Source organism: Desmonostoc vinosum (assembly GCF_059505385.1).
Genome location: NZ_JCACKM010000069.1, coordinates 12,065 through 37,409 on the forward strand (window position 1 = coordinate 12,065; position 25,345 = coordinate 37,409).

Annotated in this window: 27 protein-coding genes; 15 read left to right on the forward strand and 12 right to left on the reverse strand. The window is 43.3% G+C overall.

The features are described from left to right. Nucleotides 1-115: 115 nt before the first annotated feature. Nucleotides 116-3,229 (reverse strand): L-glutamate gamma-semialdehyde dehydrogenase, encoded by a 3,114-nt coding sequence (gene pruA / locus AC5JMF_RS12165; protein WP_495795974.1) that lies wholly within the window; start codon nt 3,227-3,229, stop codon nt 116-118. Nucleotides 3,230-3,467: 238 nt separating this feature from the next. On the opposite strand from pruA, the gene AC5JMF_RS12170 reads away from it, so the two are divergent. The 4 genes from AC5JMF_RS12170 (at nt 3,468) to AC5JMF_RS12185 (ending at nt 7,107) form a co-directional block, all read left to right on the forward strand. Beyond that, nucleotides 3,468-4,103 carry an HD domain-containing protein gene (locus AC5JMF_RS12170; protein WP_495795975.1) on the forward strand — a complete coding sequence of 212 codons (636 nt, stop codon included), beginning with the start codon at nt 3,468-3,470 and terminating at the stop codon, nt 4,101-4,103. A 4-nt stretch (nt 4,104-4,107) separates the two neighbouring features. Then, entirely contained in the window at nt 4,108-4,926 is an 819-nt protein-coding gene (locus tag AC5JMF_RS12175; protein ID WP_495795976.1) for a class I SAM-dependent methyltransferase, read from the forward strand. 280 nt (nt 4,927-5,206) lie between these two features. Further along, nucleotides 5,207-6,382, forward strand: a complete 1,176-nt coding sequence (locus AC5JMF_RS12180) for an RNA-guided endonuclease InsQ/TnpB family protein (RefSeq protein ID WP_495795977.1) — start codon at nt 5,207-5,209, stop codon at nt 6,380-6,382. Between the two features lie 305 nt (nt 6,383-6,687). Next, complete coding sequence (locus tag AC5JMF_RS12185; protein WP_495795978.1) at nt 6,688-7,107, forward strand: helix-turn-helix domain-containing protein; 420 nt, start codon at nt 6,688-6,690, stop codon at nt 7,105-7,107. A 93-nt stretch (nt 7,108-7,200) separates the two neighbouring features. Here AC5JMF_RS12185 and AC5JMF_RS12190 read toward each other — a convergent pair whose 3' ends face one another. The 4 genes from AC5JMF_RS12190 to AC5JMF_RS12205 all read right to left on the reverse strand — a co-directional run bounded on the left by AC5JMF_RS12190 (nt 7,201) and on the right by AC5JMF_RS12205 (nt 9,476). Then, the gene (locus tag AC5JMF_RS12190) at nt 7,201-7,968 is read right to left on the reverse strand and encodes a phycobilisome rod-core linker polypeptide (RefSeq protein ID WP_495795979.1); all 768 of its coding nucleotides are present in this window, start codon (nt 7,966-7,968) and stop codon (nt 7,201-7,203) included. Nucleotides 7,969-8,201: 233 nt separating this feature from the next. After that, on the reverse strand, nt 8,202-8,792 hold the full coding sequence (locus AC5JMF_RS12195; protein ID WP_495795980.1) for a hypothetical protein: 591 nt from the start codon (nt 8,790-8,792) through the stop codon (nt 8,202-8,204). Continuing rightward, complete coding sequence (locus tag AC5JMF_RS12200) at nt 8,755-9,375, reverse strand: phycobiliprotein lyase (protein WP_495795981.1); 621 nt, start codon at nt 9,373-9,375, stop codon at nt 8,755-8,757. The genes AC5JMF_RS12195 and AC5JMF_RS12200 overlap by 38 nt, the downstream gene beginning before the upstream one ends. Then, nucleotides 9,306-9,476 carry a hypothetical protein gene (locus AC5JMF_RS12205; RefSeq protein ID WP_495796000.1) on the reverse strand — a complete coding sequence of 57 codons (171 nt, stop codon included), beginning with the start codon at nt 9,474-9,476 and terminating at the stop codon, nt 9,306-9,308. Before AC5JMF_RS12205 ends, AC5JMF_RS12200 begins: the two co-directional genes overlap by 70 nt. A gap of 363 nt (nt 9,477-9,839) precedes the next feature. Between AC5JMF_RS12205 and AC5JMF_RS12210 the strand changes: the two genes are divergently transcribed. From AC5JMF_RS12210 to cpeA (AC5JMF_RS12245), 8 genes are all read left to right on the forward strand, one after another. Next, a complete protein-coding gene (locus AC5JMF_RS12210) occupies nt 9,840-10,007 on the forward strand; it encodes an NblA/ycf18 family protein (protein ID WP_495795982.1) in 168 nt (55 codons plus the stop codon). A gap of 308 nt (nt 10,008-10,315) precedes the next feature. Then, nucleotides 10,316-10,873, forward strand: a complete 558-nt coding sequence (gene cpeB, locus AC5JMF_RS12215; RefSeq protein WP_495795983.1) for a phycoerythrin subunit beta — start codon at nt 10,316-10,318, stop codon at nt 10,871-10,873. Nucleotides 10,874-10,969: 96 nt separating this feature from the next. Continuing rightward, on the forward strand, nt 10,970-11,464 hold the full coding sequence (gene cpeA, locus AC5JMF_RS12220; RefSeq protein WP_495795984.1) for a C-phycoerythrin subunit alpha: 495 nt from the start codon (nt 10,970-10,972) through the stop codon (nt 11,462-11,464). A 242-nt stretch (nt 11,465-11,706) separates the two neighbouring features. Continuing rightward, nucleotides 11,707-12,507 (forward strand): RNA-guided endonuclease InsQ/TnpB family protein, encoded by an 801-nt coding sequence (locus AC5JMF_RS12225; protein ID WP_495795985.1) that lies wholly within the window; start codon nt 11,707-11,709, stop codon nt 12,505-12,507. A gap of 155 nt (nt 12,508-12,662) precedes the next feature. Continuing rightward, a complete protein-coding gene (gene cpeY, locus AC5JMF_RS12230) occupies nt 12,663-13,922 on the forward strand; it encodes a C-phycoerythrin alpha-cysteine-82 phycoerythrobilin lyase CpeY (RefSeq protein WP_495795986.1) in 1,260 nt (419 codons plus the stop codon). 179 nt (nt 13,923-14,101) lie between these two features. Continuing rightward, entirely contained in the window at nt 14,102-14,710 is a 609-nt protein-coding gene (locus tag AC5JMF_RS12235; RefSeq protein ID WP_495795987.1) for a HEAT repeat domain-containing protein, read from the forward strand. A 63-nt stretch (nt 14,711-14,773) separates the two neighbouring features. After that, on the forward strand, nt 14,774-15,304 hold the full coding sequence (gene cpeB / locus AC5JMF_RS12240; protein WP_495795988.1) for a phycoerythrin subunit beta: 531 nt from the start codon (nt 14,774-14,776) through the stop codon (nt 15,302-15,304). Nucleotides 15,305-15,517: 213 nt separating this feature from the next. Continuing rightward, nucleotides 15,518-16,006, forward strand: coding sequence for a C-phycoerythrin subunit alpha (cpeA, locus tag AC5JMF_RS12245; protein ID WP_495795989.1), 489 nt, complete (start codon nt 15,518-15,520; stop codon nt 16,004-16,006). A gap of 111 nt (nt 16,007-16,117) precedes the next feature. Here cpeA (AC5JMF_RS12245) and AC5JMF_RS12250 read toward each other — a convergent pair whose 3' ends face one another. The 6 genes from AC5JMF_RS12250 to AC5JMF_RS12275 all read right to left on the reverse strand — a co-directional run bounded on the left by AC5JMF_RS12250 (nt 16,118) and on the right by AC5JMF_RS12275 (nt 22,235). Next, nucleotides 16,118-17,011, reverse strand: coding sequence for a HEAT repeat domain-containing protein (locus AC5JMF_RS12250; protein ID WP_495795990.1), 894 nt, complete (start codon nt 17,009-17,011; stop codon nt 16,118-16,120). Between the two features lie 125 nt (nt 17,012-17,136). Then, a complete protein-coding gene (locus tag AC5JMF_RS12255; RefSeq protein WP_495795991.1) occupies nt 17,137-17,376 on the reverse strand; it encodes a DUF8630 family protein in 240 nt (79 codons plus the stop codon). Nucleotides 17,377-17,480: 104 nt separating this feature from the next. Continuing rightward, nucleotides 17,481-17,870 carry a nuclear transport factor 2 family protein gene (locus AC5JMF_RS12260; RefSeq protein ID WP_495795992.1) on the reverse strand — a complete coding sequence of 130 codons (390 nt, stop codon included), beginning with the start codon at nt 17,868-17,870 and terminating at the stop codon, nt 17,481-17,483. A 206-nt stretch (nt 17,871-18,076) separates the two neighbouring features. Then, a complete protein-coding gene (gene cpcF / locus AC5JMF_RS12265) occupies nt 18,077-18,895 on the reverse strand; it encodes a C-phycocyanin alpha-cysteine-84 phycocyanobilin lyase subunit CpcF (RefSeq protein ID WP_495795993.1) in 819 nt (272 codons plus the stop codon). 531 nt (nt 18,896-19,426) lie between these two features. After that, on the reverse strand, nt 19,427-20,146 hold the full coding sequence (locus AC5JMF_RS12270; protein WP_495795994.1) for an FHA domain-containing protein: 720 nt from the start codon (nt 20,144-20,146) through the stop codon (nt 19,427-19,429). Nucleotides 20,147-20,630: 484 nt separating this feature from the next. Further along, nucleotides 20,631-22,235 carry a serine/threonine-protein kinase gene (locus AC5JMF_RS12275; RefSeq protein ID WP_495795995.1) on the reverse strand — a complete coding sequence of 535 codons (1,605 nt, stop codon included), beginning with the start codon at nt 22,233-22,235 and terminating at the stop codon, nt 20,631-20,633. A 304-nt stretch (nt 22,236-22,539) separates the two neighbouring features. Here AC5JMF_RS12275 and AC5JMF_RS12280 point away from each other — a divergent pair, with 304 nt between their 5' ends. Beyond that, entirely contained in the window at nt 22,540-22,704 is a 165-nt protein-coding gene (locus tag AC5JMF_RS12280; protein WP_495795996.1) for a metallothionein, read from the forward strand. A gap of 139 nt (nt 22,705-22,843) precedes the next feature. On the opposite strand, the gene hemL is transcribed toward AC5JMF_RS12280, so the two are convergent. Beyond that, nucleotides 22,844-24,142 (reverse strand): glutamate-1-semialdehyde 2,1-aminomutase, encoded by a 1,299-nt coding sequence (hemL, locus tag AC5JMF_RS12285; RefSeq protein ID WP_495795997.1) that lies wholly within the window; start codon nt 24,140-24,142, stop codon nt 22,844-22,846. 107 nt (nt 24,143-24,249) lie between these two features. Here hemL and AC5JMF_RS12290 point away from each other — a divergent pair, with 107 nt between their 5' ends. Beyond that, entirely contained in the window at nt 24,250-24,438 is a 189-nt protein-coding gene (locus tag AC5JMF_RS12290; protein ID WP_495795998.1) for a ChaB family protein, read from the forward strand. 99 nt (nt 24,439-24,537) lie between these two features. Further along, nucleotides 24,538-25,188: a bifunctional phosphoribosyl-AMP cyclohydrolase/phosphoribosyl-ATP diphosphatase HisIE gene (gene hisIE / locus AC5JMF_RS12295; protein ID WP_495795999.1), complete on the forward strand. Its 651-nt coding sequence runs from the start codon at nt 24,538-24,540 to the stop codon at nt 25,186-25,188. Nucleotides 25,189-25,345: the final 157 nt, after the last annotated feature.

Below are 25,345 nucleotides of genomic sequence, written 5' to 3' on the forward strand. Positions count from 1 at the left end.
CGCTCAGTCACCGGGAGCAGGGGGAGGTTCCCCCAAATCCCTTAAAAACATCTTCCCAGTTCCAAGTCCCCACTGGGCTTCGCTAACGTGAGGGCCCCGAGTTCCCCAGTCCCTTTCACTCAGCACCATCAATTGGGGCAAAACCTTGACGTTGAATATTTTCTGTGATTGTGCGTGGTTCCAAAAACTGTAACAGGTAATCAGGGCCTCCTGCCTTAGAACCTACACCAGAAAGTTTAAATCCGCCAAAAGGTTGCCGTGCAACAATAGCACCTGTAATTGTGCGGTTAATGTACAAATTCCCGACTTCTAAATCTTCCTGTGCTTGCTGAATGTGCGAAGGTGTGCGGGAATATAATCCCCCAGTTAAAGCGTAATTAGTTCCGTTGGCAACTGCTAAAGCTTCCGAGAAATTTTGCACGCGAATTACCGCCAAAACAGGGCCAAAAATTTCTTGCTGAGAGATCACAGCATTTGGCGATACCTCACTAAAAATTACAGGCCCAACAAAATACCCCTGAGTTGGTGCTGATAACTCCAGAACCACTTGTGCTTCTGCTTTACCTTTCTCAATATACTCGCGGATGCGATCGCGGGCATTAGCATCAATGACGGGGCCGACTTGCGTACTCGGCAACTCCGCCTCTCCAATATTGAGAGATTTTGTTGCTTCCACCAAGCGCCGCACAAAAGCATCATAAATTGGTTGCAGCACAATTACCCGCGAACAAGCCGAGCATTTTTGACCACTGTAACCAAATGCCGACTGTACCACACCCACAACCGCTTGGTCTAAATCAGCACTTTCATCTACAATAATTGGATTCTTGCCACCCATTTCAGCAATCACCCGTTTCATATGCTTTTGACCAGGCTTTAAGATTGCTGCATCTGCATATATCCTGCACCCTACTTCCTGAGAACCAGTAAAAGCAATTACATGAGTTTCAGCATGATTTACCAAATAAGCACCGACTTGTGAACCCTTACCTGGCACGTATTGAAATACACCCTTCGGTATACCAGCCTCCACCAACACCTCTGTAAGTTTAGCAGCAATCACAGAAGATGTTTCAGCAGGTTTGAGCAGAGTACAATTGCCAGCTACCAGGGCTGCCACCGTCATTCCACAAGCGATCGCCAACGGGAAATTCCACGGAGAAATCACCACAGCAATGCCTCTTGGCTGGTAAATATAACGATTAGTTTCACCAGCAACGTCATAATTGACACCTTGCTCCAACCGTTCCATCTCATCCGCGTAATAGCGGCAAAAATCTATCGCCTCAGAAACCTCAGCATCCGCTTCCTTAACAGGTTTTCCCACCTCCAAAACTATCCAAGCAGAAAATTCCGCGCGGCGTTGTGCCATCAAATCCCCAGCCTTCCTTAAAATACCCGCGCGTTGACTAACTGGAGTCTTCCGCCAACCAACAAACGCCGCCTTCGCAGCTTGCATCGCCAGTTGTGCCTGTTCAACCGATATCAGCCCAACCCTACCAATCACCTCACTAAAATTAGAAGGATTAACAGAATCAATCTTCACCGCCGTCTCCACATACTCCCCATCAATCAGCGGCAAATAACTTCTCCCCAACTGACCCCGCACCTCTGCAAAAGCCACATTAGACATCCTTCTCGCCTCCTCTTGGGCATAATCCGTATCCGCCACCCCAACGAAAGAAGACACGGGGACGCGGGGATGGGGGGACGCGGAGATGAAAGAGGACACGGGGACGCGGGGATGGGGGGACGCGGAGATAGTATTTCTCTCTACCTCTCTGCGCCTCTGCGCGGCAGTCGCTACAACGGGGGGAACCCCCGCAACGCGCTGCCTTGCCTCTGCGTGAGATAAATCCCCATCCGGAGGTGCCAGCAATTCCTCAACAGGTCTATTCTCCAAATTTTGCCGTAAAAAAGAACTATTAGCCGTATTTTCCAACAACCGCCGAATCAGATAAGCCATCCCTGGTAACAACTCACCATAAGGACAATAAACCCTGACCCGATAACCCCTCTCAACCAAAGCCTTAGCTAACTTATCACCCATCCCATACAGCACCTGCATCTCAAAGCAACGGCGAGGGACACTTAAACTTTCAGCAATAGCAATAGCGCGTGCTTGCGATCGCACATTATGACTACCAATGGCAGAATACACATATTGATGATTTTCCAACAATAGCTGAGTAATTGCTTCAAAATTGGCATCACTTGCCGCTTTATCGTTATAAACAGGCTGTGACCAATGTTTTTGTGCTGCTTTGATAGTTTCTTGATCCCAATATGCTCCTTTAACCAAGCGAATTGTCAGCGGATAGCCACGCTGTTTTAACCAAGAAATTATCTCTTTAGTATCTTGCTCACTGTCACGTAAATATGCTTGGATTGTAATACCAATATCTGTACGTTGCCTAAACTCTTCTTCTAATAACAGTTTTTTAAGGATGCTCAAAGTTAGATCCTTATAAGCGTATTGTTCCATATCAAAATGGACAGTTGCGCCTAATTGTTGGGCGCGACGTAAAAGAGTACGAATGCGATCGCTAACTCGCTGTTCACTACCCTCAGCATCTAATGGGTCAAACTGCGAGTAAAACGCCGTTAACTTTACAGAAACCTGAACTTTTGCCAACTGCTCGCCATCTGCCTCATCAATAGTTGGTATCTTTGCCCAGCCCCTAGAAGCTTCCACCAACTGTTGCATTAACTCTAAATAGCGTTCTAAATAAGACTGTGCTTCGATTTCAGTAATTACAGCTTCACCAAGTAAATCAATAGTGAAAGCCATTTTTTCCTTTCGTAGCCGTTCAACCGTCTTAATAACTTGCTTAATATTTTCCCCAGAAATATACTTATGAGCCAGTGTTTCTACCGCAGTCCCAACAGTTGTCGCCGCAACTTGTCCCGGCATAGAATCAGGGTGAGCAAAATTGAGCATTCCCTTCAGCGCTACTGGTAATTCTACAGATTCATCACCCAGATATTCCTGTAAATGCGTGGCAACTTCTGCTTTGCTGCGTAAAGCAGGTAAAGTATCTATAAAACGAAATAATTGTACCCGTAAACCAGGATTACTCATCGCCCAAGCTAGCAACTTATCATCCCAGCGCATTTGGTCGCGCAAAGAAGCCAAAAACGAGCGATTTTCCGGCGTTGCTGCCAGAAGCTGTTTAGCAATCTCTTGAGTTTTAGCTTCGTAGACGCTTGTTTGTACTTGTAATACCACGGATATAAACTCCTTATTTAAGGCAAGTTTTTCTTTGCCAAGCTTGTACTTTCCATTGTGACGCCTTCATTTTTAGATTGACAAAGGGCAACCACACAATTAACACTAATTTGAGAAAATTATTTCGCATTCTTCTTTGCGCCTTTGCGAAGCGGGGCGTAGCCCGGCAAAAAAAGATTTATAAGAAAGTCAGTATCACAGACAAACCATTGTAGAGACATTGCAATCAATATGCAAAATGCATAACAGCCTATTTCTTAACTGGCAACAAACACTCCAACCCTTTGAAGTCGATCCAATAACAGTCGAGAAAGTCTTCACATATTTAGTTGAAGCTTATTCTAACCCTAATCGCCACTACCATACACTAAAACACATTCATCACGTCCTTAACACAATTCAAACTTTGCAAGCCCATACCAACGACTTAATTGCTGTTCAACTTGCCGCCTGGTTTCATGATGTAGTATATGACACTCAATCTCCGAATAATGAAGAAAAAAGTGCAAACTATGCTGTTCAATGGTTGAGTAGCTTGGGTATTCCAGCAAACACTATAACCTATGTGACTCGTCTGATTTTAAATACTAAACATCACCAAGCTGCCGTAGATGACTTTGATAGCCAAGTTTTACTTGATGCCGATTTAGCCATTTTGGCTACTCCCCCAATTAGATATCAAGAATACGCTCATGCTATTCGACAGGAATATATTTGGATACCACAAGCAGAATATAGAGTAGGTCGTCGGCAAGTTCTAGAAAAGTTTTTGCAGCGACAGCGTATTTACTTTACACCTTTAATGTTCGACACAAAAGAAAACATTGCCAGATTAAATATCAAAGCAGAAATTAAAATACTTAACCAGCAGTAATTGTATGGATAATAACCAATACGAACAGCAATACAAGCAAGAAGTAATTAATTTTTTTAATAGTAGAAACAGCTATGATGACGATTACACTATTCGCCGCGCTCTACCTTTATTAGAGCTAGTTAAACTCCAAAAAGGACAAAAAATATTAGATTTGGCAACCGGAACAGGTATTATCGCCATTGCGGCTGCACAAATGGTTGGGTCTTTAGGCGAAGTAATTGCAGTAGATTTTTCATCAGGAATGCTTGCTCAAGCACAACAAAAAATTAAAGTTTTAGGGTTGCAAAATATTAAATTAATTGAAGCAGATGCCGAATATCTTGAATTTAATAAAGAGAGTTTTGATGTAATTCTTTGTTCTACAGCATTAGTCTATTTTCAAGATATTCCTGCTGCTTTACGTAAATGGTATCTTTTTCTGAAAAAAGGTGGCATGATCGGATTTTCTTGTTGCTCTAATCAATCTTGTGAAGCACCAATCATCATTACCGTTTGTGCGAAAAATGGTATTTCACTCTCTAACATTAATGAGCTAACAGGTACTCCTCAAAAATGCCATGATTTATTACGAGAAGCTGGTTTTCAAGACATTAAAATTAAGACCAAACAACTTGGTTTTTATCGTCAGCTTAATCAAGCTAAACAATGGGATGGACGATGGTTTCATCCTAGAGAAAATCCCTTGTCACAATTATCATTAGAGCAGATAGAAGTGTTAAAGGCTGAGTATCGCCAGCAAATTGAGTCAATGGCAACAGACCAAGGTGTTTGGTATGAAAACTTAACTTTCTTTGTCACTGGCTCCAAAAATGTAATATAAATTACAAGTTTTTCATATAAACTATAGGAATCTGACTTGATTAATGAAATTATTTACGTAGGCGGGGAGTAGGGAGTGGGGAGTAGGGTTTGAAACTGTAACTTAATTCCTGATCACATGTTGTCATTTTTTCCGAAATGAGGAGATAATAGATTATTAATTACGCTCGTGTTAGCAGTCACGACCAAAAAGAAGATTTAGTAGGCCAAGTGCAAGTAGAAGCAAGAAAAACAAAAAATTAATTGATGGCATGACTCAAGTAGTTAAGGAGGTAGTTTAAATGTTGCTAGGTTTCAAGACTGAATTGAAACTGAATAATCAGCAACGCATAGCATTAATGAAGCATTGTGGTGTAGCTCGTCATGCTTGGAATTGGGGACTCGCATTAACAAAGCAAATACTCGACCATAACAAAGATAATCCCAATTCCAAGATGAAATTTCCAACTGCAATTGACCTACATAAATGGTTGGTGGCATTGGTGAAGTCTGAGAATGAATGGTATTACGAATGTTCTAAAAGTACACCACAGCAAGCATTAATGGCGTTGCGTGAATCTTGGAAACGTTGCTTTCACAAGACTGCTGGTGTTCCTCGTTTCAAGAAAAAAGGTCAACGAGACTCTTTCACACTCGAAGGCTCAGTCAAAATCAAAGGTAGCAACAAGATTCAAGTACCTGTTATTGGTGTCCTCAAAACCTATGAACGACTACCACAGGTATTAACTAAGTCTGTAACAATTAGCCGCCAAGCTGACAGATGGTTTATTAGTTTCAGGTTTGATGTAGAGACTCAAACGCTAGACAATACAGATGTTGTAGGTGTTGACCTTGGTGTGAAAAACCTAGCAACTTTATCAACAGGTGAAATAGTTATAGGAGCTAAGTCGTACAAAAAATATGAAGCAAAACTGTCTAGAATGCAATGGTTGAATCGGCATAAAATTACTGGTTCAGCTAACTGGAAAAAAGCACAGATGCAGATAGCCAGACTGCATACAAAGATTGCCAACATCCGCGCATATTCATTGCATAAGCTCACCACACTACTAGCCAAGAACCACGGCACAATAGTGATAGAAGACCTCAATGTATCAGGAATGTTGGCAAATCATCAGCTGGCTAAAGCAATAGCTGACATGAGTTTCTTTGAGTTCCGTAGACAACTGACCTACAAGTGTGAACTGTATGGTTCCAAGCTAGTTGTAGTTGACAGATGGTTTCCCTCTAGCAAGACTTGTTCAAATTGTGGAACCAAAAAAGAAACACTCACTTTAAGCGAGCGAGTGTTTGAATGTTCCGAGTGCGGTTTTGTGATTGACCGCGATTTGAACGCTGCAATCAATTTGAGCCACTGCGTTGCCGGGGTTCCCCCGGTTGTAGCAAGTGGCGTGAGCCACTGCGTTGCGGAGGTTCCCTCCGTTGAAGGAAGTGGCGTGAGCAAAGCTGTCAGTTAGACAGTGTTAGCCTGTGGACTGGATAGTGCCGACACTACCAGAATGAAGCAGGAAATAAACGAAACTCAAAGCAATCAAAATAGTTCTAGTTATCTTGTATAGAAAAGAGTATTGTTGAATAGTTTTGAGCAGGTTTTATGTAACGGAATCAACCTTTTTAAGGTGTACGGAGTTTTTTCACCAAATCAAATAGGAGTCCTATATTAATGAAATAGTAAATTAGATTACAAAAAAATTTTGTGATTGCAAATTAAATGTTTAACAGTTTATCCTGTAGATAAGCGTATCCTTTTGATACTGAAACAATGCCAGCAAGGTTGCAAATAAAATCTGAAGATTGCTCCCCTTTGGGACGGTTAATCCTTCAACACCTGGAAGAACAGGGTATTAGTATGAACCGTTTAGCGGAGTTGTCTGGTATTCCTCAACCCAGGCTAAGAGGAGCCTGCTTTAAGGGAACTTGTCCCACACCTGAAACCTTGAGGAAGCTGGCTAGGGCTATGGATATGCACCACCTAGAGCTTTATACATTGGCTTACGAAGGCAGAATTGAGAAACTCCCAGAGGATGTAAATGATAATTCTCTAGATATGTTGATGCGAGAAATGTTTGAGACTGCTAGAGAAATGGGATTAACCCCCCCCAAAATCCGTCCTTCTAAAGCTAAAATTCGCAAGGCACTGATGGAGTTAGGATTTAGTGCCAAGAATGAAGAAATTGCTTGAGGATTGGGATAAAGTTTTGTATCCAAAAACACAATAGGGTGAGCATTACAATGCCCACCCTACAAGCAGTAATCTCTTAGAGAAAATCTCTACCTATCTCACTCCAGATAACTTGCGATAAGGTACAGATTGCTCATAATCAATGTTCTGCGCCGAGAGTTGTTGAGGTAAATTGCCACGGGGATTGATACTCTGCGCCATGTCTAAGAATAGAGATGGATTACCTGCTGTAGCTTGCTTGTCTTGAGGAACGTAGCTGCGGACAATAGTTTGCCACACAACTTGTGGGAAGCCAAGCTTACTGCGATAGTAGTCGTCGTAGCGGGGAGACTTAATGTTGAAAGGTCTTTCGCCTTCTGCTCGTCCGGGTAGAACTCGACGGCGTTGGTAGGGAACTGTGTCGTAACCGAAGGCTTCTAAATACTCATCGCTGTTGAGTAGGTCATCCACAAAACCTTTGAGACCCTTTGTAGCAACAACGATAGACCAAGCAAGCTTTTCTCTATTATCGTAAATGTCACGACCAAGGACTCGCTGTACTGTTTGCTCAACAAAGCGATAGTTGCTGTTGAGGTCGTAGAAACTGCGCTTGTAGGTATTAGAAAGCAGTAAGCCGCGAATAAAGTCTCTGACAGTAATTTGACCACTGCGGAGTTGGGACTCCAGAAAACGTTCGCGATCCGCAGCAAAGGCATGGAAGAAAATCTGACGATATGCAGCTTCAATCAGATCATCCAATTCCGTTGGGGAAAGCAGATTTTCTGTGGAGTAGAACCTGGGTTTCTCATCCCCTGCAATTTCGTACCCGACAACACGCTGATTCTGAGAGGATGGGGAATACTCTAAAAGAGGAATTGCCACGCCGAAAAAACTCCCTTTCCTTACAAATATTTTTCATAATTAATCACAATCATACGGTTAAGGGGGTGTTTTATTCGATTTAGTTTAATGAAGCGTTACATAACTTAGCTTTGGTTTCATTTTTTTGGGACTCGGGATTGGGAGTGCTAAGTCTGAAGCGCGGTAGCGGGGCGTTTAGCCTGTGCTGAGTGAGGAATGAGTGTTAGTAGTTTTTCCCCCTGCCCCCTGCTCCCTCACCCTTCACCACGCCAAAATGCCAATGGATCTGGAGTTGAGCGACAGTAAGGGTAAGACCGTAAGAAGCTAGTTTCCTTAGCTAGTTGACAGGGGGGAGGGGCGATCGCTAATCCTAAGCATAGGTGAGCTAGAGATTTAGCAAACTCCTGGTGATGACCAGGCGAACCGGCATGAGCATGAGCGTATTCATGGATAACCAGAGCTAGCCAGTCTTCCTGTACTATGCGTCCGACATCAATCAGAATTGTCATGGGATTTGTCTGAAGATTACAGAGTCCATCAATTCTAAAGGATTGAGCCAGGGGAGCTGCAAATATCTGAATTGCACACTGTTCCCAAGGGTGAAAACAGTCATGGCAAGCCTGGAGACAGGCATTGAGTGACGCGTTGACTGCATCAATGTGTTGGCCGATCCAAGTACAGATAGGAATGCGCTTGTCCATGTCGTAAACCACATCTACCATTTCTGGGTCTAGAGCTAGGCTACGAGCGCCATAGAGATAATCTAATCCCCTAGTAAAGGGATCGACGCTAGTTGTAATCAGTAACTTACCAACCAAGGAAGGATAAGAATTTTGTAGGTTCAATGGCGTTCTGAGTCTGGACTGTGGTTTGGTTTGAGAGGTTAGATGCATCTACCTCTGAGGCATCTTCTACACGGAATTCTGTACAGAATGTAGCAGTACTGAAGCCACCAAAACGCTTGACTGTACTAGTCCGCATCCGCAAGCTAGGGCTGGCAAACCAAAATCTTTCGATAGAACTCATGGTTTCGTATTCGGTAGTTAACACCAAACCATCCTCGTCATCCATATGATAGCGACCAGCCACCGGGACAATTTCAGCGTAACCCCGCTCTCGCAACAGCGTCCCCTGTCTACCATCAGAAGTATCTGGTACTAGTGCAAATACTGTAGAACCTTCGTGGTTTTCTTCTTCTCTATCCCATCCCATTGAGCCTTGCCAGGTTACATAAGCTCCACCAACTGCCAAACTAGGGTCAAACTCATGGAGTTGACAGATTTCAATCACTTTAGGATCATCAGATCTTAGAGCTTCGATGTAAATTTCAGATTCACCCTTTTCAGAGCGTTTGAAGGCTAAGTGGTGTGTGGTTCGTTGCGATCGCCACTTGCCAGTACTAAGTTGAAAAAACTCCATTGCATCCATAAACTTCCAGGAATAGAGAATAAGGAATCAAAAACAGCAATCACAGAACAGTTAAGAACTGACCCCTGATTAACTAGCAAAACTTCCACTATCAATATCATAAAACTCTAGAAGCCTGAAGCTAGAAAGAAATAATGGTGCAAGTATCCAAGTAAAGGTAGATTTAATCACCATTCCCTCTTTCTTATTCCCTACGCAAAAGGCTTATTCATACCAAAGATAAACCGAAATATCCGCAAAGGCTGAGCATCCGCACTCAACAATTAATAACTGCGGCAGATGTGAGAAAACAAGGATGAACAGAAAATATTTGTAACATCAATGTTAGCTCAGTACTATTCTATTTCAATCTTTTATTCGGAAACGTCTAAAAGTGCCCACTTGTCAAGTATGTGTTACTTTTGTTAACCTTATTGTAGGAAGTTGCATAAAACAACACTGTGAATAGATGGAGAGTGAATGTTATGGATATACCAATCGAACTTAGCTTGGAGCAAAGTTTCAACCTCAAAGTTTATGAAGACCAAGTCAAGAGATTGAGCCAAGAGCAATCTCAAACCTTTGTCCTAGAATTAATGAGACAATTGATGATCAAAGAAAACGTCATTAAACATCTGCTCAAGCAGGTTTAGCTATAATTTAAACTTATATCAACACTTGCTCTGCTCCCCCCTAGTACTTATAAAATTCCCTTCATTTCCCCCCATTTAGAATTGCTCTGACTGGGGGTTGTTCTTTTGGGGATGAGGGGGATGAGGGAGATTACGAATTCCCTATTACCCTAATCCCTACTCCCGGAGGGAGCGTTCCCTATTCTCAAATGTTAAGGATTGTTGCTTTGTTTCTCATAACTGAGACTGAGATACCCGTCATCTTTTATGTTCTAGATGTCTTGTTAAACAAACAAGCGATACCCCGATTTACTAACAAGGAGAGCTCAATGGTTCTTGATGCTTTTTCTAGAGCTGTAGTCTCGGCAGATGCTAGCACTTCCGTACTCAGCAGTGCTGACATTTCTTCTTTGAAAGGCTTTTTAGCTGAAGGCAACAAGCGTTTAGATGCAGTAAGTGCGATCGCTAGCAACGCTAGCTGTATCGTTTCTGATGCAATTGCTGGAATGATCTGCGAAAACCAAGGCTTGATCCAAGCTGGTGGTAACTGCTATCCTAACCGTCGTATGGCAGCTTGCTTACGCGATGGTGAAATCCTCCTCCGCTATATCACCTACGCTTTACTCTCTGGTGATGCTTCCGTACTAGACGATCGCGCTTTGAATGGTTTAAAAGAAACCTACGCTGCATTAGGCGTACCCACCACCTCAACCGTGCGTGCTGTTCAAATCATGAAAGCTAGCTCCTTGGCTCACATCAACGACACCAACACCGAAGCTAACGGTGGTAAGCGTTTCCGCCGCATGGGTTCTGCGAAGGGCGATTGCTCTGCATTAACCGCTGAAGCAGCTAGCTACTTTGATCGTGTTATTTCTGCACTGAGCTAGTCCTCAAAAAATCACGAGTTAGAGACTTGAACTCAAAACTCGAAATTCAAAACGATTACCGAGACGTTCTGAAAGCATCCATTCGGAGATATAAGCATGAAATCAGTTGTTACCACAGTGATCACAGCTGCTGATGCAGCAGGTCGTTTCCCCAGCACCTCTGATCTAGAATCAGTTCAAGGTAGCATTCAACGCGCTACCGCTCGTTTGGAAGCTGCTGAAAAGCTAGCTAACAATCTAGATGCAGTAGCAAAAGAAGCTTATGATGCTTCTATCAAAAAGTATCCTTACCTGAACAACGAAGGTGAAGCTAACTCCACCCAAGTTTTCAAAGACAAGTGTGCGCGCGACATCAAGCACTACTTGCGCCTTATCCAGTACAGCTTAATCGTTGGTGGTACTGGCCCATTGGATGAGTGGGGTATTGCTGGTCAGCGTGAAGTTTATCGCGCTCTCAACTTGCCAACAGCTCCTTACGTTGAAGCACTAAGATTTGCTCGCAATCGCGGTTGCTCTCCTCGTGATTTGTCCGCTCAAGCATTGGTTGAATACAATGCTCTTCTCGACTACGCAATCAACTCTCTGTCATAGTTAAATTGCTAGACTTGTGATTTCGTGACGGAGTAAGATTACTCCTATACAAGCCTGAGGACTCTTGGCGTGTTGCTTTACCTAATTAAGGTTGAGTACTGGCAAAGAATCCCCAGGCTTGTTTTTATGTAAGCCAAGGGATTAAAACTGTAACATAATTTTTGAACAAAAGTCCCTATTGTTAGTCATTTTGGAGCTTTTTAATCTTTATTCGGTTTGATTAGGTGGATTAAGGAGTTACCGTGCTGCTAGGTTTCAAGACTGAATTGAAGTTGAATAATCAACAACGCACAGCATTAATGAAACATTGTGGTGTAGCACGTCATGCTTGGAATTGGGGTCTTGGTTTGACAAAACAGATACTTGACCATAACAAAGCTAATCCCGATTCTAAAATTAAATTTCCCACTGCTATTGACTTGCACAAATGGCTTGTAGCAATAGATGTTGTAGGTGTTGACCTTGGTGTTAAATCCTTGGCAGCACTCAGCACGGGTGAAGTAATCCAAGGTGCAAAGTCCTACAAAAAGTACGAAGCTAAATTGTCTAGAATACAATGGTTAAATCGCCACAAAGTTAAAGGTTCAGCTAACTGGAAAAAAGCACAGATGCAGATAGCTAGGCTTCATAGAAAAATAGCCAATAGCCGCGCATATTCATTACACAAGTTGACTACTCTACTTGCCAAGAACCACGGCACTGTAGTAATTGAAGACCTCAATGTATCTGGAATGCTGGCTAATCATCAACTTGCAAAGGCAATTGCTGATATGGGATTTTACGAATTCCGTCGCCAATTGACTTATAAATGTCAACTGTATGGTTCTAAGCTTGTTATCGTTGACCGATGGTTCCCAAGCTCTAAGACTTGTTCTAATTGCGGAACCAAAAAAGAAACACTCTCGATATCACAAAGAGTGTTTGAATGCAATTGTTGCAATTTTGTGATTGACCGTGATTTAAACGCTGCAATTAATTTGAGCCACTGCGTTGCCGGGGTTCCCCCGGTTGTAGCAAGTGGCGTGAGTAAAGCTGTCAGTTAGACAGTGTTAGCCTGTGGACTGGTTGATGCCGACATCTCCAGATTGAAGCAGGAAGTAAGCACCAAAGTCGAAGTTGAATTTGTTTTGGTAACTAATTCTAGCACTGGGTAACTTTGGGTAAGTCTTATGTAACGGTTTTCTACACCCCTAGTTTTATGGATAAACGTTTTTTTAATATTTTCAATCTCACAGAAGACGAAGCTATTGCTCTTTTGGATACACCCCAAGACGAGGTAGAAGAGGATGATTCCCGTTATATCGCAGCTTCTCATTTAGTGAACTTTCCCACGGAACGCTCGATTAATGCTTTGATGAGAGCAATTGAGAAAAATGACCCATCTTTAGATAACCGCATCGTGCGACGGAAGTCAGTAGAAATCTTGGGACGGCTACAAGCAACGCAAGCCCTACCTGTGATTCGCACCTGTTTAGCAGATGAAGACTGCTACACCGTAGAAAATGCCGTTTGGGCAATTGGTGAAATTGGTACCCAAAATTCAGAAATCTTAGAAGAAGTCGCTCAACTGCTAGACAAGCCAGGGCAAACTTATCGGGTGATTATCCATACTCTAACTAAGTTGGATTATGAACCAGCAATAGAGAGAATCCGCAGATTTATCGACGCTGAGGATGCACCCACAGCGAGTGCAGCGATCGCCGCCGTTTGCCGATTCACCAGAGATTATACTTATATGGAAAAGGTGGTTGCTCTATTGCAACACCCCAATGTTTTTGCCCGTCGGTTGTCGATTCAAGACTTGATCGATGCAAAATATTATGACGCAATTCCCAGCATTGCTCGCTGTCCAGTATCTATTATCTTTCGTTTGCGAGGGATTCGGATGCTAGCGGAAGTAGCTATCCCCAACAGAGCAATGACTTTTGGTGAGATTCAACCTTATTTAGAGCAAACATTGCGCGATCATCCCCAAGATTTGGATTTAGTACATAGCTATAACCAACTACCAGCCTTACCATTTCTAGTGCGAGAGTTGTATGACACCGACTTTGGGCGTTGCTATCTGGCGACAAAAACTATTTTGGAAAATTATGCAGAGACTGCGCCATCTGCTCTCTTTGCCACCTATGCAGAAGAAGCCAACAATGATTATGGGGCCCATTTTCATGTAGTGAAATTGTTCGGCTGGCTTAAACATGCCCCCGCTTATGACCTGTTAGTGGAAGCACTGCACAACACCCAACCGCAGTTTCAAAAATCTCGTGCCGCAGCTGCGATCGCCCTTGGTGAACTAGGCGATCCACGTGCCATTCCCGAACTGAAAAAAAGCCTAGAAACCAAAATTTGGGATTTAAAGTATACCACACTAATGGCACTAGAAAAACTCGGTGATACCAGCAGCCACGAAATCGCCGCCAATGACGAAGACTGGTTAATTCGCGCCAAAGCCAAATGAAACAGCAGGGGGCAGCACTTCGACTTCGCTCAGTGACCGGGAGTAGGGAACAGGGGGCAGGGAGCAGGGGGCAGGGGGAATAACTAACACTCCTCACTCAGTACTTCCAATTTCCCAGTCCCGATTCCCAATCCCCAATCCCCAATTCCCAATCCCCAATCCCCAATCCCCAATTCCCTATGACCCAAGACGAACTTTTCCAACAAATGAAACATCCCAATCCCCACCTACGGGAACGGGCAATGCTAGAACTTGCAGAAATCCGAGATGAAACTACCATTCCTCGACTAGTAAGCATTTTAGGAGACGAAGACGTTGTTTATCGGCGAGCGGCGGTGAAAGCGCTGGGAGTAATTGGCCCAGATGCCGCTCCCGCCGTGGTCGAACCATTGTTGCACAACGATAATGTCACCATTAGAAGCAGTTGTGCGAAGGTCTTAGCACAAATCGCCGTCAACTATCCAGATGTTTCCCTTCCCACGGAAACTTTAGCTGGATTAAAAATTGCACTCAATGACCCCAATCCCGTTGTAAATATTGCCTGTGCGATGGCTTTGGGCGAGATTGGCGTCCCAGCTTTGGATATTTTGATTGAAACTTTAAAAACCACAGATAACGTCGCCTTGGCAGTTGCGATCGTCAATGCGTTGGCTGCTGTTGGTAATAGCCGGGGTGCGGAGGTACTCACAGCTTTAGTTAACGATGAATCGACCGACACTTATGTGCGTGAGTCAGCCACAAGTGCATTATCTCGTTTGGAGTTGGTGAACAAATATAAGAGAAGTTAAATACAGCAAAAGGTCGCAGAGGTATCAATAACCACTAACAACTGATAAATACAGGAGAGTGAAATGTTCGACGCCTTTTCAAAAGCTGTAGTTTCTGCCGATGCTGGGGGACGGTTTATTGGAGGTGCAGATTTAGATGCACTAAAATCCTTTATTGCTGCTGGTAACAAGCGCCTCGATGCTGTCAACGTGATTGCTAGTAACGCTAGCTGCATTGTTACAGACTCAGTTGCAGGAGCTATTTGTGAAAATGAGGGTCTGACTAGTGCAGGTGGTGGTGTTTATACCAATCGAAAAATGGCTGCTTGCTTGCGCGATGCTGAAATCATCCTGCGCTACGTTACCTATGCATTGTTAACGGGTGATGCTTCTATTTTGAGCGATCGCTGCTTGAATGGTTTAAAAGAAACCTACACTGCTTTAGGCGTACCCACCACCTCTACTGTGCGTGCAGTTCAGATTATGAAAGCTTGTGCAGTCGCCCATGTGAATAATACTGCTCAACGTCAGGAATCATTTACCCCTGGTGAATGCTCAGCCTTGGCTGCGGAAGTTGCTAGCTATTTTGACACCGTTGTCAATAGTATTAGCTAGCAGCTAGAGAGAGGCTAGGGATGAGGGGGATGAGGGAGATGAGGGGGATGAGGGAGATGAGGGGGAAATTTTCTCCGTGTCCCCGCGTCCCCGCGTCCCCGTGTCCCTGCGTCCCTGCGTCCCTGCGTCCCCGCGTCCCCATACTTCTCCTGTCGGAGACGCTACGCGAACGACTTCGCTCAGTACAAGTTCCCAATTCCCCACCTAAAAAATATGAAATCAGTTTTGACTACAGTTGTTACCGCAGCTGATCAAGCTGCCCGCTTTCCCAACGTTTCTGATTTAGAATCTGCTCAAGGAAGCTTGCAACGAGCAAATGCTCGCATGGAAGCAGCAGAAAAGCTAGCAGACAACTTTAGAATCATTGCTCAAGAAGCTATTGATGCGATTTATACCAAATTTCCTAATGGCAGTGGTCGAGATATAGATCCAGTCATTCAAAAAAATAAGTGTCTACGTGATATTATTCACTACCTACGGTTAATTAATTACTGCCTGGTTGTTGGTGGAACTGGGCCTTTAGATGAGTGGGGTATTGCTGGGGCACGGGAAGTTTACAGAGCTTTGGGAATTAATACCGCTACTTATGTTACTGGTTTAATCTTTCTGCGCGATCGCGGTTGCGCTCCTCGTGACATGTCTCCCCAAGCTTTGGTTGAGTACAAAGCCTATCTTGATTACCTGATCAACTCAATGTCATGAGGGAGATGAGGCAGTAAAAAAGCTGAGGAGGCTGGGGAGAATTCCCAATTCCCAATTCCCAATTCCCAATTCCCAATTCCCAACTACGAATTACGAATTACGAATTACAAATCAATGGTTTTCTATTTGCGAAATCGCCAATTTAGCTAGCAAGCGCACAACCTCTAATTCGTCATTGAGGGCGGCTTGCAATGGTTCTATGGCGGTGCGATCGCCTGTTTTCCCCAGAGAAGTCACGGCGGCCTTTTTCACTTCACTACTGCTATCCCGTAGGGCCAAAATTAAATGAGGGACGGCAGGAGGATAGTTGATCTGACCTAATGCTGCTGCTGCTTCTGTGCGAATTACTTCTGCTGGATCTGTCAGAGATGATACCAGAACATTACATGCACGTTCATCTGCTTGTTCTTGAGCGACATGAGCGATCGCACCCACTGCTGCACATCTGACATCTACAGAATTGGAATTCAGTGCTTTATATAAGTGTTCAGCCGCTTCTGAACCGATGAATGCTAATGCCCAGGCTGCGTGACCCTTGGTACTTTCAGGATGCTCAGGCGAGGCTAAAATTTCTAATAATGCTGGCACAGCTGCTTCACCCGTCCTCGCTAGCGCCCCAGCGGCCGAACCTTGAACTACTGTGTCTTCATCATTCAAAAAGGCGTGTAGCAATGCTGGTACAGCTGTCGGATCAGCAATGATTGTGAGAGTTTTAGCCGCAGCCCGTCGTACAACCACATTAGAATGATTTGCTAGTGCTTCTAACAACAATGGAGTTGCTGGTTCTCCAATTTCTCCCAACGTTTCTGCAAAACGCAGTCTGACCATACCTCGTTTATCACCTAAACCTTCTATCATCCGCTTCATGAGTTCGTGGTCATTAGGGTTGAAGGTATCAAGAGTAATTTGGTCACTAACCATCTCAATTAGAGCATCATTCTCTGCTTGAGCCAGCAACAGGGGATCATTCTCAGATTGCGTTTCAAAGTTGAGCGTATTACTCATCACCAATTCTCTATTACTTTTTCATTAACACTGTCAGTAATTTTGAGAGGTTGCAAGATCCCGACTTCTTGAAGAAGTTGGGGATCTGACCACTGTTAACCACTGAGAACTAATGACACGAACCACTAGTTACTTGCGCTCAAAACAGCTTGCTGTTCGCGAAGTGCTTGAAGTGTGGTATCAATTTTGGCTAAATCAGGCTCTAGTTGAGCTAGTGCTTGTGATCTGAGCATTTTAGCCCGTTGCGCCATTAATAAAGTGTCATTAACTAAACGTTCTCGATATTCCTCTAGTTCTGCAATAATCTCTGTCAATTCCTGAGCGGTTACTGGATCTGTTGCAGTAAGTTCTGAGTGGTCAGTCATATCTGTTGTTTTTTAAATGAGGTTGCCAAATACTCATATCTGATTTTCTCAGATTGCGTTACCAGCAAGACAAGCTTTTTGATAATTGTTGGCAGGCGAACGTTTTAACCGATGTCACCAAAATACTCTCTAACACCGTAAATTTGATCATTTTTGACATCAAATGAAATTGCACTCCGACCTTTAAAAGGCTGGTTGCGAATTGTTCCTTGACTTTCAAACTCAAACGTTACGGTTGTGTCATTACTAGTCACATGGTCTGGTGGGCTGAATATCACCTGATCGCCTGCTTGTTGATGCGATCGCAGCCTAGCGATGATCTGTTCTTTACCCTCATACCCAAAGGGTTGGCTTCGTTGTTTGCCAACTGGTAGCCACAGTACCACGTCATCACTCAGCATATTTATATAAGACTGAAAATCTCCCGTTGACCATCCCCTAGCGAGGTTGTCAAACGCCTTTTGGGCGGTCTCAATGATCCTGTTCTGTTCCATTGTCGGGAAACGATTAAATAATTCGTAATTCGTAATTCGTAATTCGTAATTCGTAATTCGTAATTCGTAATTCGTAATGACGCGACGCTCCTGTGTCGCTAACGCTACGAAGCGTGTAATTCGTAATTAAGTTTTGTAACAGGGATTTGACCCCAACACAAAACTTGCCGGTTAGAGAACCGGGGAACTTAAACCTACGGAACTAGTTAAGAATCAGCAGTATTTTGGGCGATGGCTACTGCCAGTTCTCGATAACGACGCGGATCGCCTTCAGGTAAAACTAACCTCTCTTGCACTCTGCGATCGTATAGTTTCTCTAAAATCAAGTCCCAATCCATTTTCGATAGCGGTGAAGGCTGTTGATCTACATGTTGGGACTGGAGGGTTTGCTCTTTGAGCTGCTGCTGCGCCAAAAAGACACGTCCACGAACTGCCCAACTATCATCGTTGCTTGCCATCTGCTCTAACTGCGATTGGATTTGCGACAGCCAATCTAAATTAGTAGTAGAAATCGCTGTTGCTAATGATTGTAAGCCGACCACAGCGGAATACCTCACCACCCACTCTTCATCTTGTTGTGCTACAAACAGCAATGCTTCTAGGGCTTCTTCTTGAGCAATCTCTAGTAGATCCTCTGGAAACCAATGCCATTTCATTGTTCCTAAACCCCTGGCAGCTGCACGGCGGACACTGAGGGCAAAATCGGCAGTTGCGGCTCCCAGCAAAGTTACTAGCCCTCTAGGATCGCCAATACCCGCTAGAGAACGAATTGCCCAAGCCCTAGCAGAATAGTTATGCCTATCTAGTTGTTCTAGCAGGGCAAGCACTGCCGATTCTCCGATTTGTATGAGTCCATCTACAGCAGCAACCGCTGCTCCTGGATTGTTATAACCCAAGACTGTAATTAATGTTGGAACAGCTCCTTCCAGACGAGCCGCTGCTAAATTCTGCACTGCTTCTAACAGGAGGGTAGAAGAATCTGCTTCTTCTACAGCACGGATAAGGGATTGGAGGTGGGCATTCATTATAAGTGAAATTAAAGGATGAAAAAATTTTTGAAGGGGCTAATACGTATATTTTGATATATATCAATCCTATAGCAGTTTATGGAGCTTTACTTGTGCTTGTAGCATTGTTACTCAAGTCAAAATTTTACTGAAAAAAATTCAGAGGGGACAGGCAACAGGGAACGGGCAACAGCAAACAGAAAGTTCCCTGTTCATTTTTTGTAAAAGTTTAACTAGTTCCGTGGGTTTAAGTCCCCCGGTTCTCTAACCGACTAGTTTTGTGTTTGGGTTTAAGTCACCATTACAAAACTTAATTACGCGCTTCGCAGCGGTAGCGAGTCCTCGATAGCGGTAGCGAGGTACGAGCGTCAGCGTAAAGCCTACGGCATAGCTTCGCTTAGAGCGACACAGGAGCGTCGCGTCATTACGAATTACGTTAGCGCAGCGGTAGCGAGTCCTCGAGCGTCATTACGAATTACGAATTATTTAATAATCACTGCGATGACTTGCACTGTGAACTTGTTGAAGTACCCTATTCCCTATTCCCTTTCATAGTGTTGATCTGAAAAAACGGTCTAAGATTTCTGACTTCTGTTCTGCACTCAGCTTTTGTTGCCAATCTTCCAGCTTATGGATGAAGTTGGGATTTTTGAACATTTTTGCAGTATCATCTGGGTGTTTTGTTGAAAGTTTTTGTTTGTTGCTAATTTCAGTAAGAATTTCTGCTGGATTATCTGTAATTTGTGGCACAAGCTGCATCAATAACTCCATTGCTACAGTTGGCAAAGTCCGGCACCCACGACTTATAAAAAAATCAAAAGTCATACAACCTACACGGATGCGATCGCCATCTTGCAGTCGGGTCGATTGATAGGTACGTTCACCATTCACAAATGAGCCATTAGTGCTGTTAAAGTCAATTAAATAAAATCCTTGTTGATCTATATATTGAATAGCAGCATGATGACGAGATATATATCTATTCATAATACAGATACCACTTTTAGGATTACGGCCAATTGTCCATATCTGCTGTGACTGTCGTAAAATTTGTGTTTTATTTTCGCACAAGTTAGTTATCACATAGACGGCAGCATCATCGACTACACCATTTATATAACAAGAGTTTACTCCTTTCATTGAAGGCTGATACAGATTTTCTAATTGAAGAATTTCATCTAAAAAATTTTGATGGTATTCATACAATTTGATGAATACTTGATATAAATACAGTCGTCTTTCTAGTTCTGTCTGTACAAAATCGGACATCTTTGCTAAACCTTATAATCCCGGAAAAATTTTCTTACTATTTTTTTGCCAATAGTTTGACTTGAGTCGGCAATTAGAAACAATTATTTTGTCGTTTACTACTGTTATCTAAAAAGCTCAACTCTATCCTTAAAATCACTTAGATAACTTGACTTGAGGCGAGAGTTACACTTTTGTTAGCAGTCATAAATATTCAGACATTTTTGCAGAAATAATTTATGATAATATTCCAATACTTTGTTTACTATTGTAAATACTAATGTGTTATTTGTAACAGAAAATAACTATAAAGATTTAATAAAGAATGAAAAAACATCTACGTAATTTTACTACCTACAATTTACTAAGCTAGGTCTCTACTTTTAATTGTTAAAGCCTCAAAATAACCTCAGATAATCAAATACACTAAAGACGCACTATGGCGCGTCTTTACTGAGGCTGTAGGTAATGCAAAATATCTCATCTCAACCATATTGCTACATAATCACAGCAATCCTCGTTTGCCATTGGGGCGCACAGTCATCCAGTTAATTTTAGCTAATGCCAATTGCTCATCGGAAATTTTGGCTCCAGTGAGATTAGCACCACAAAGATTAGCCCCCCGGAGATTAGCATGACTAAGATAAGCATAGCTGAGGTCTGCACCTCGCAGATCTGCTCCTTCTAAATCAGCATGGTTGAAGTAGGCTTTGCTCAAATTAGCGTCTTTGAGATTTGCTCGCGAGAGACTGGCTTTACCAAAGTCGCTATTGTGGAGATTAGCTCCCTGAAAATTGGTTTTTTGCAATTGAGAAGAATGAAAATTTGTTCCTGGTAAGTCGGCACCTTGTAGATTTAGCAAATTTAAATTGTGTAGGGCAAAATCCCGTCTACCTTTGAGATAGGCTGTTAGCAAACCTTGAGTATCTAACTTCCGCCCATCTTTAGAACTCTGACCTTGAGAACCATTACTATTGCTATGAGCTAAAGTTGTCGATTTAGCGATCATCTGTCCTTGATGCGTTAATCCCACAGTTTCTGCTGTCTTGGCTTTTCTGGCACGAATTGCTGCTGCTACTTGAGCTACGCCGCCTGCACTAGTAGCAGAATGGTTGCTGCATAAAACAGCAGAATTTTCCTGACGATTGTGTGTTTTTTCTTTGGAATTAGTGTCGGATTTAACTAGTAGCCCCTTAGCTAAACTTTCTAGATAAGGTTCCATTTCTAATGCTCTAAGAACTTCTGCTGCTGATTGATAGCGATTGCGTACCGAAATCTCTAACATTTTCCTCAGTACATTTGTCAGATGGTCACTTATATGTATAAGCTGCTCCCACATCATTTCGCCTGTTGTGGGATTGTATTCTAGATCTTTAGGAGTTTTGCCAGTTAACAAATAAATGCATGTTACTCCCAGTGCGTAAATATCACTAGCATAGACTGGACGCATAGCCATCTGTTCTGGAGGAGCAAAACCAGGAGTACCAATTGCGTATGCGGTTAATGCCGTTTGACCAGATTGACCTGATACACCTTGAGAGACTTGGTTTTTGACAGCTCCAAAGTCAATGAGAACCATTCTGGCATCTTGAGTACGGCGAATCAGATTGGCTGGCTTAATATCACGGTGAATCACATTGCGCTCGTGGATATATTGCAGCAATGGTAAGGTTTCGCTCAAAAATTGCTTGACTCCAGCTTCACTCAAAATCCCGTGATGTTGGATTTCTTGCTGAAGGGTGGCACCACTGATGTATTCCTGAACTAAATAGAATTGTTCTTGTTCTTCAAAATAGTCCAGCAGCCTTGGTACTTGAGGATGATTGCCAATCTTACCTAAAGTTTTGGCTTCTCGCTCAAAGAGTTCCCGCGCCATTTGCAAAACATGTGGTGTGGTTCCAGGGGGACGTAGCTGCTTGATTACGCAACTTGGTTCTCCTGGTAGAGCTTGATCGTTGGCTAGGAATGTGGCTCCGAAGCCACCTTGACCTAATGCCTTGAGTACCCGGTAGCGATCGCGCAATAATAGTCGCGAACCACAAGATTCACACTCTTGGGCAGATGCCAAATTTTCTGGACTGAAACAGGTAGGATTTAAGCAGTAGCTCATGCACTGTCAACTCACTGCACGCATAATAATGGGGAGTTTTACACTCTCTTTTCATTATTGAAATCGCTACTAACTTCTACCAGGTAATTTTTGCTGGAAATCCTTTGAAGAGTTTCTAAAGCAGTCCTACGGTTACTGAAAGCTTAAGTAACTAGATAATAGTTAACATACTGAGAATAACAGTGAAAATTTGAAGTTATGTTAAGTAACATATGAATCACTGTTCATATGTTATAGTTTAAACTGACATCTGAATGATTGTTCAGATATAGGAGATTAGTTTAATTGAAAGCAGGAAAAAAATATGGTGACTGTAACCCAAATGAAATGTGCTTGTCAGTCTTGTGTGTGCATTGTTTCTCTTGAAGATGCCATTTTGAAGGATGGTAAACACTATTGCAGCGAAGCCTGTGCTAATGGTCATCCAGATGGCGCAGGTTGTAATCACTCTGGTTGTGAATGTTCATGAATAGGGAGTAGGGAGTAGGGAGTAGGGAATGGGGAATATGTGTTTTTTATTTCTCCCCCTGCTCCCTGCTCTGTTTCATTTTTTTCGATCTAATTCAGCAACCCGCCACAGCTGGACGGGGTTGCTGAATTTTTGGGCTTCAGATGCTAGACATTACATCTCGTGCGACTGCTAGAGTCTGCTCAATATCTGCCTCGGTATGAGCTAAAGATGTAAACCCAGCTTCAAATTGAGAAGGTGCTAAGTAAACACCACGCTCTAACATGCCGCGATGGAAACGTCCGAATTTGGCTGTATCAGACTTTTTCGCATCCTCATAGTTATGCACTGGGCCAGAGGTAAAGAATAAGCCGAACATGCCGCTAATTTGACCACCGCAAGCTTCATGCCCAGTTTCTTTAGCAATTTGTAGTAAGCCATCTGCTAGCTTTTTAGTCACCTGGTCTAGATATTCATAAGTACCAGGTTTTTGCAGCAATTCCAAGGTTTTAATCCCGGCAGTCATGGCTAGAGGATTGCCAGAAAGAGTCCCAGCTTGATATACAGGGCCGGCGGGGGCAATCATCGACATAATATCTCGACGACCACCATAAGCTCCTACTGGTAAACCACCACCAATAACTTTGCCTAATGTTGTCAAATCGGGAGTGACGCCAAATTTTTCTTGAACACCACCGTAGGCAATGCGAAAACCTGTCATCACCTCATCAAACACAAGTAAAGCACCATGTTCGTGGGTTAGTTCCCGTAAACCTTCTAGAAAACCTGCATCGGGAGGAATAAACCCAGCATTGCCAACAATCGGCTCTAGAATCACGCCACCAATCTCATCGCGGTTTTCTGCAAAGAGGGCTTTGACGGCTTCTAAGTCGTTGAAAGGGGCTGTCAGGGTATTGCTAGTTGCTGATTTAGGAACTCCTGGAGAGTCGGGTAAGCCAAGTGTGGCAACACCAGAACCTGCTTTTACGAGAAACATATCAGCATGGCCGTGGTAGCAGCCTTCAAACTTGATGATTTTGTCTCGTTGGGTGAAAGCCCGTAGTAGCCGCAAAACGGCCATACAAGCTTCAGTACCAGAGTTGACAAATCTCACCATTTCGATGCTGGGAACAGCATCAATTACCATTTCGGCCAGAACGTTTTCTAGTGCTGAAGGGGCACCGAAGCTAGTACCTTTTTTTAAGGCTTCATGTAGTGCTGCAATTACTTCTGGATGAGCATGACCACAAATAGCTGGGCCCCAAGTGCCAACGTAGTCAATGTATTGGTTGCCATCTACATCCCAAATATATGGGCCTTGAACACGATCAAAAACGATGGGTTGTCCGCCTACTGATTTAAATGCCCGGACTGGAGAACTCACTCCTCCTGGCATGAGGTTTTGGGCAGTAGCGAAGATTTCTTGTGATTTTGTAGTTTTAATCGGGGTATGTACCAAGGTTCTCTCCTAACAATGGGCAATAAAAAACCTCTATCTTAGGGTAGGGTTAAAAACTGCTTAGAACTTCTATCGTATAAAATTAACTGAACCAAAAAAATAACAATATGTTATACAAGTCGAATCAAGATTTGCCTCTAGAAATTCGCGCGAGATTATCTGAGGCATATCAAGATCTTTATCGAGCAGCTTTTAATTCTGCGTCCCATTGGTATGGTGAAGCAGCGAAAGCCCACCAAGTCGCTTTAAGTGCTGTCAAGATGCAATCCGCTATGGAAAGGAAAGCTCTAGTATAAGGCTGCACAATAACCATTCAGGAAAAAGCATACCAGCTTTTCTATTCACAATGGTATCGTGAAACCATGAATCATTTTCATGAAAGTAAATCAGCTGGTATGTCTTCTACCGATCTGCATTCATTACAACACGCTGTACCTGTCGAAAAAATTCGCTACGATGAACGGGGTCTAGTGCCTGCAATTGTCCAAGATCACTTGGATGGCACCATCTTGATGATGGCGTGGATGAATCAGGAATCGTTACAAAAGACTTTAGAAACTGGAGAAACTTGGTTTTGGAGTCGTTCTCGCCAAGAATTCTGGCATAAGGGGGCGACTTCTGGACATATTCAGAAAGTACAGAGTATCCGTTATGACTGTGATAGCGATGCGCTGCTGATTGGAGTTGAACAGGTAGGAGATATTGCCTGTCACACTGGTGAGCGTAGTTGTTTTCATCAAATAGATGGGAAAATCGTCGCCCCACCTGGAGATACATTGTCGCAGTTATTTCAAGTGATTTGCGATCGCCGCGACAATCCTGTGGAAAGTTCTTATACCTGTAAGTTATTTGCTGGCGGTGATAACAAAATTTTAAAAAAGCTCGGTGAGGAAACCGCTGAGGTGGTAATGGCTTTTAAGGACGATGATGCAGATGCGATCGCAAGTGAGGTTGCAGATTTGCTTTATCATACATTGGTTGGTTTGGCGCATCATCAAGTTGATTTGAAATTAGTTTACCGCAAGTTGCAAGAGCGACGGCGGTAGGTGTGAGAGACGCGGGGACGGGGCGCGGGGAAGTAAAGAGAGATTACACAATTCCCAATTCCCAATTCCCTATTTTCATGAATATAAATGATATCATGTCCAGCTAATCACTTATCATAAAAATTTCTCCCTTGTCCCCCTTCGGGTGACGCTCGCA

Excerpts from the sequence above, each read along its gene's own strand:
- AC5JMF_RS12170 (WP_495795975.1), top strand. The coding sequence starts at position 3,468 with ATGCATAACAGCCTATTTCTTAACTGGCAACAAACACTCCAACCCTTT.
- AC5JMF_RS12175 (WP_495795976.1), top strand. The coding sequence starts at position 4,108 with ATGGATAATAACCAATACGAACAGCAATACAAGCAAGAAGTAATTAAT.
- AC5JMF_RS12180 (WP_495795977.1), top strand. The coding sequence starts at position 5,207 with ATGTTGCTAGGTTTCAAGACTGAATTGAAACTGAATAATCAGCAACGC.
- AC5JMF_RS12185 (WP_495795978.1), top strand. The coding sequence starts at position 6,688 with ATGCCAGCAAGGTTGCAAATAAAATCTGAAGATTGCTCCCCTTTGGGA.
- AC5JMF_RS12200 (WP_495795981.1), bottom strand. The coding sequence starts at position 9,375 with ATGGATGCAATGGAGTTTTTTCAACTTAGTACTGGCAAGTGGCGATCG.
- AC5JMF_RS12205 (WP_495796000.1), bottom strand. The coding sequence starts at position 9,476 with ATGATATTGATAGTGGAAGTTTTGCTAGTTAATCAGGGGTCAGTTCTT.
- AC5JMF_RS12210 (WP_495795982.1), top strand. The coding sequence starts at position 9,840 with ATGGATATACCAATCGAACTTAGCTTGGAGCAAAGTTTCAACCTCAAA.
- cpeB (WP_495795983.1), top strand. The coding sequence starts at position 10,316 with ATGGTTCTTGATGCTTTTTCTAGAGCTGTAGTCTCGGCAGATGCTAGC.
- cpeA (WP_495795984.1), top strand. The coding sequence starts at position 10,970 with ATGAAATCAGTTGTTACCACAGTGATCACAGCTGCTGATGCAGCAGGT.
- cpeY (WP_495795986.1), top strand. The coding sequence starts at position 12,663 with ATGGATAAACGTTTTTTTAATATTTTCAATCTCACAGAAGACGAAGCT.
- AC5JMF_RS12235 (WP_495795987.1), top strand. The coding sequence starts at position 14,102 with ATGACCCAAGACGAACTTTTCCAACAAATGAAACATCCCAATCCCCAC.
- cpeB (WP_495795988.1), top strand. The coding sequence starts at position 14,774 with ATGTTCGACGCCTTTTCAAAAGCTGTAGTTTCTGCCGATGCTGGGGGA.
- cpeA (WP_495795989.1), top strand. The coding sequence starts at position 15,518 with ATGAAATCAGTTTTGACTACAGTTGTTACCGCAGCTGATCAAGCTGCC.
- AC5JMF_RS12250 (WP_495795990.1), bottom strand. The coding sequence starts at position 17,011 with ATGAGTAATACGCTCAACTTTGAAACGCAATCTGAGAATGATCCCCTG.
- AC5JMF_RS12255 (WP_495795991.1), bottom strand. The coding sequence starts at position 17,376 with ATGACTGACCACTCAGAACTTACTGCAACAGATCCAGTAACCGCTCAG.
- AC5JMF_RS12260 (WP_495795992.1), bottom strand. The coding sequence starts at position 17,870 with ATGGAACAGAACAGGATCATTGAGACCGCCCAAAAGGCGTTTGACAAC.
- cpcF (WP_495795993.1), bottom strand. The coding sequence starts at position 18,895 with ATGAATGCCCACCTCCAATCCCTTATCCGTGCTGTAGAAGAAGCAGAT.
- AC5JMF_RS12270 (WP_495795994.1), bottom strand. The coding sequence starts at position 20,146 with ATGTCCGATTTTGTACAGACAGAACTAGAAAGACGACTGTATTTATAT.
- AC5JMF_RS12275 (WP_495795995.1), bottom strand. The coding sequence starts at position 22,235 with ATGAGCTACTGCTTAAATCCTACCTGTTTCAGTCCAGAAAATTTGGCA.
- AC5JMF_RS12280 (WP_495795996.1), top strand. The coding sequence starts at position 22,540 with ATGGTGACTGTAACCCAAATGAAATGTGCTTGTCAGTCTTGTGTGTGC.
- AC5JMF_RS12290 (WP_495795998.1), top strand. The coding sequence starts at position 24,250 with ATGTTATACAAGTCGAATCAAGATTTGCCTCTAGAAATTCGCGCGAGA.
- hisIE (WP_495795999.1), top strand. The coding sequence starts at position 24,538 with ATGTCTTCTACCGATCTGCATTCATTACAACACGCTGTACCTGTCGAA.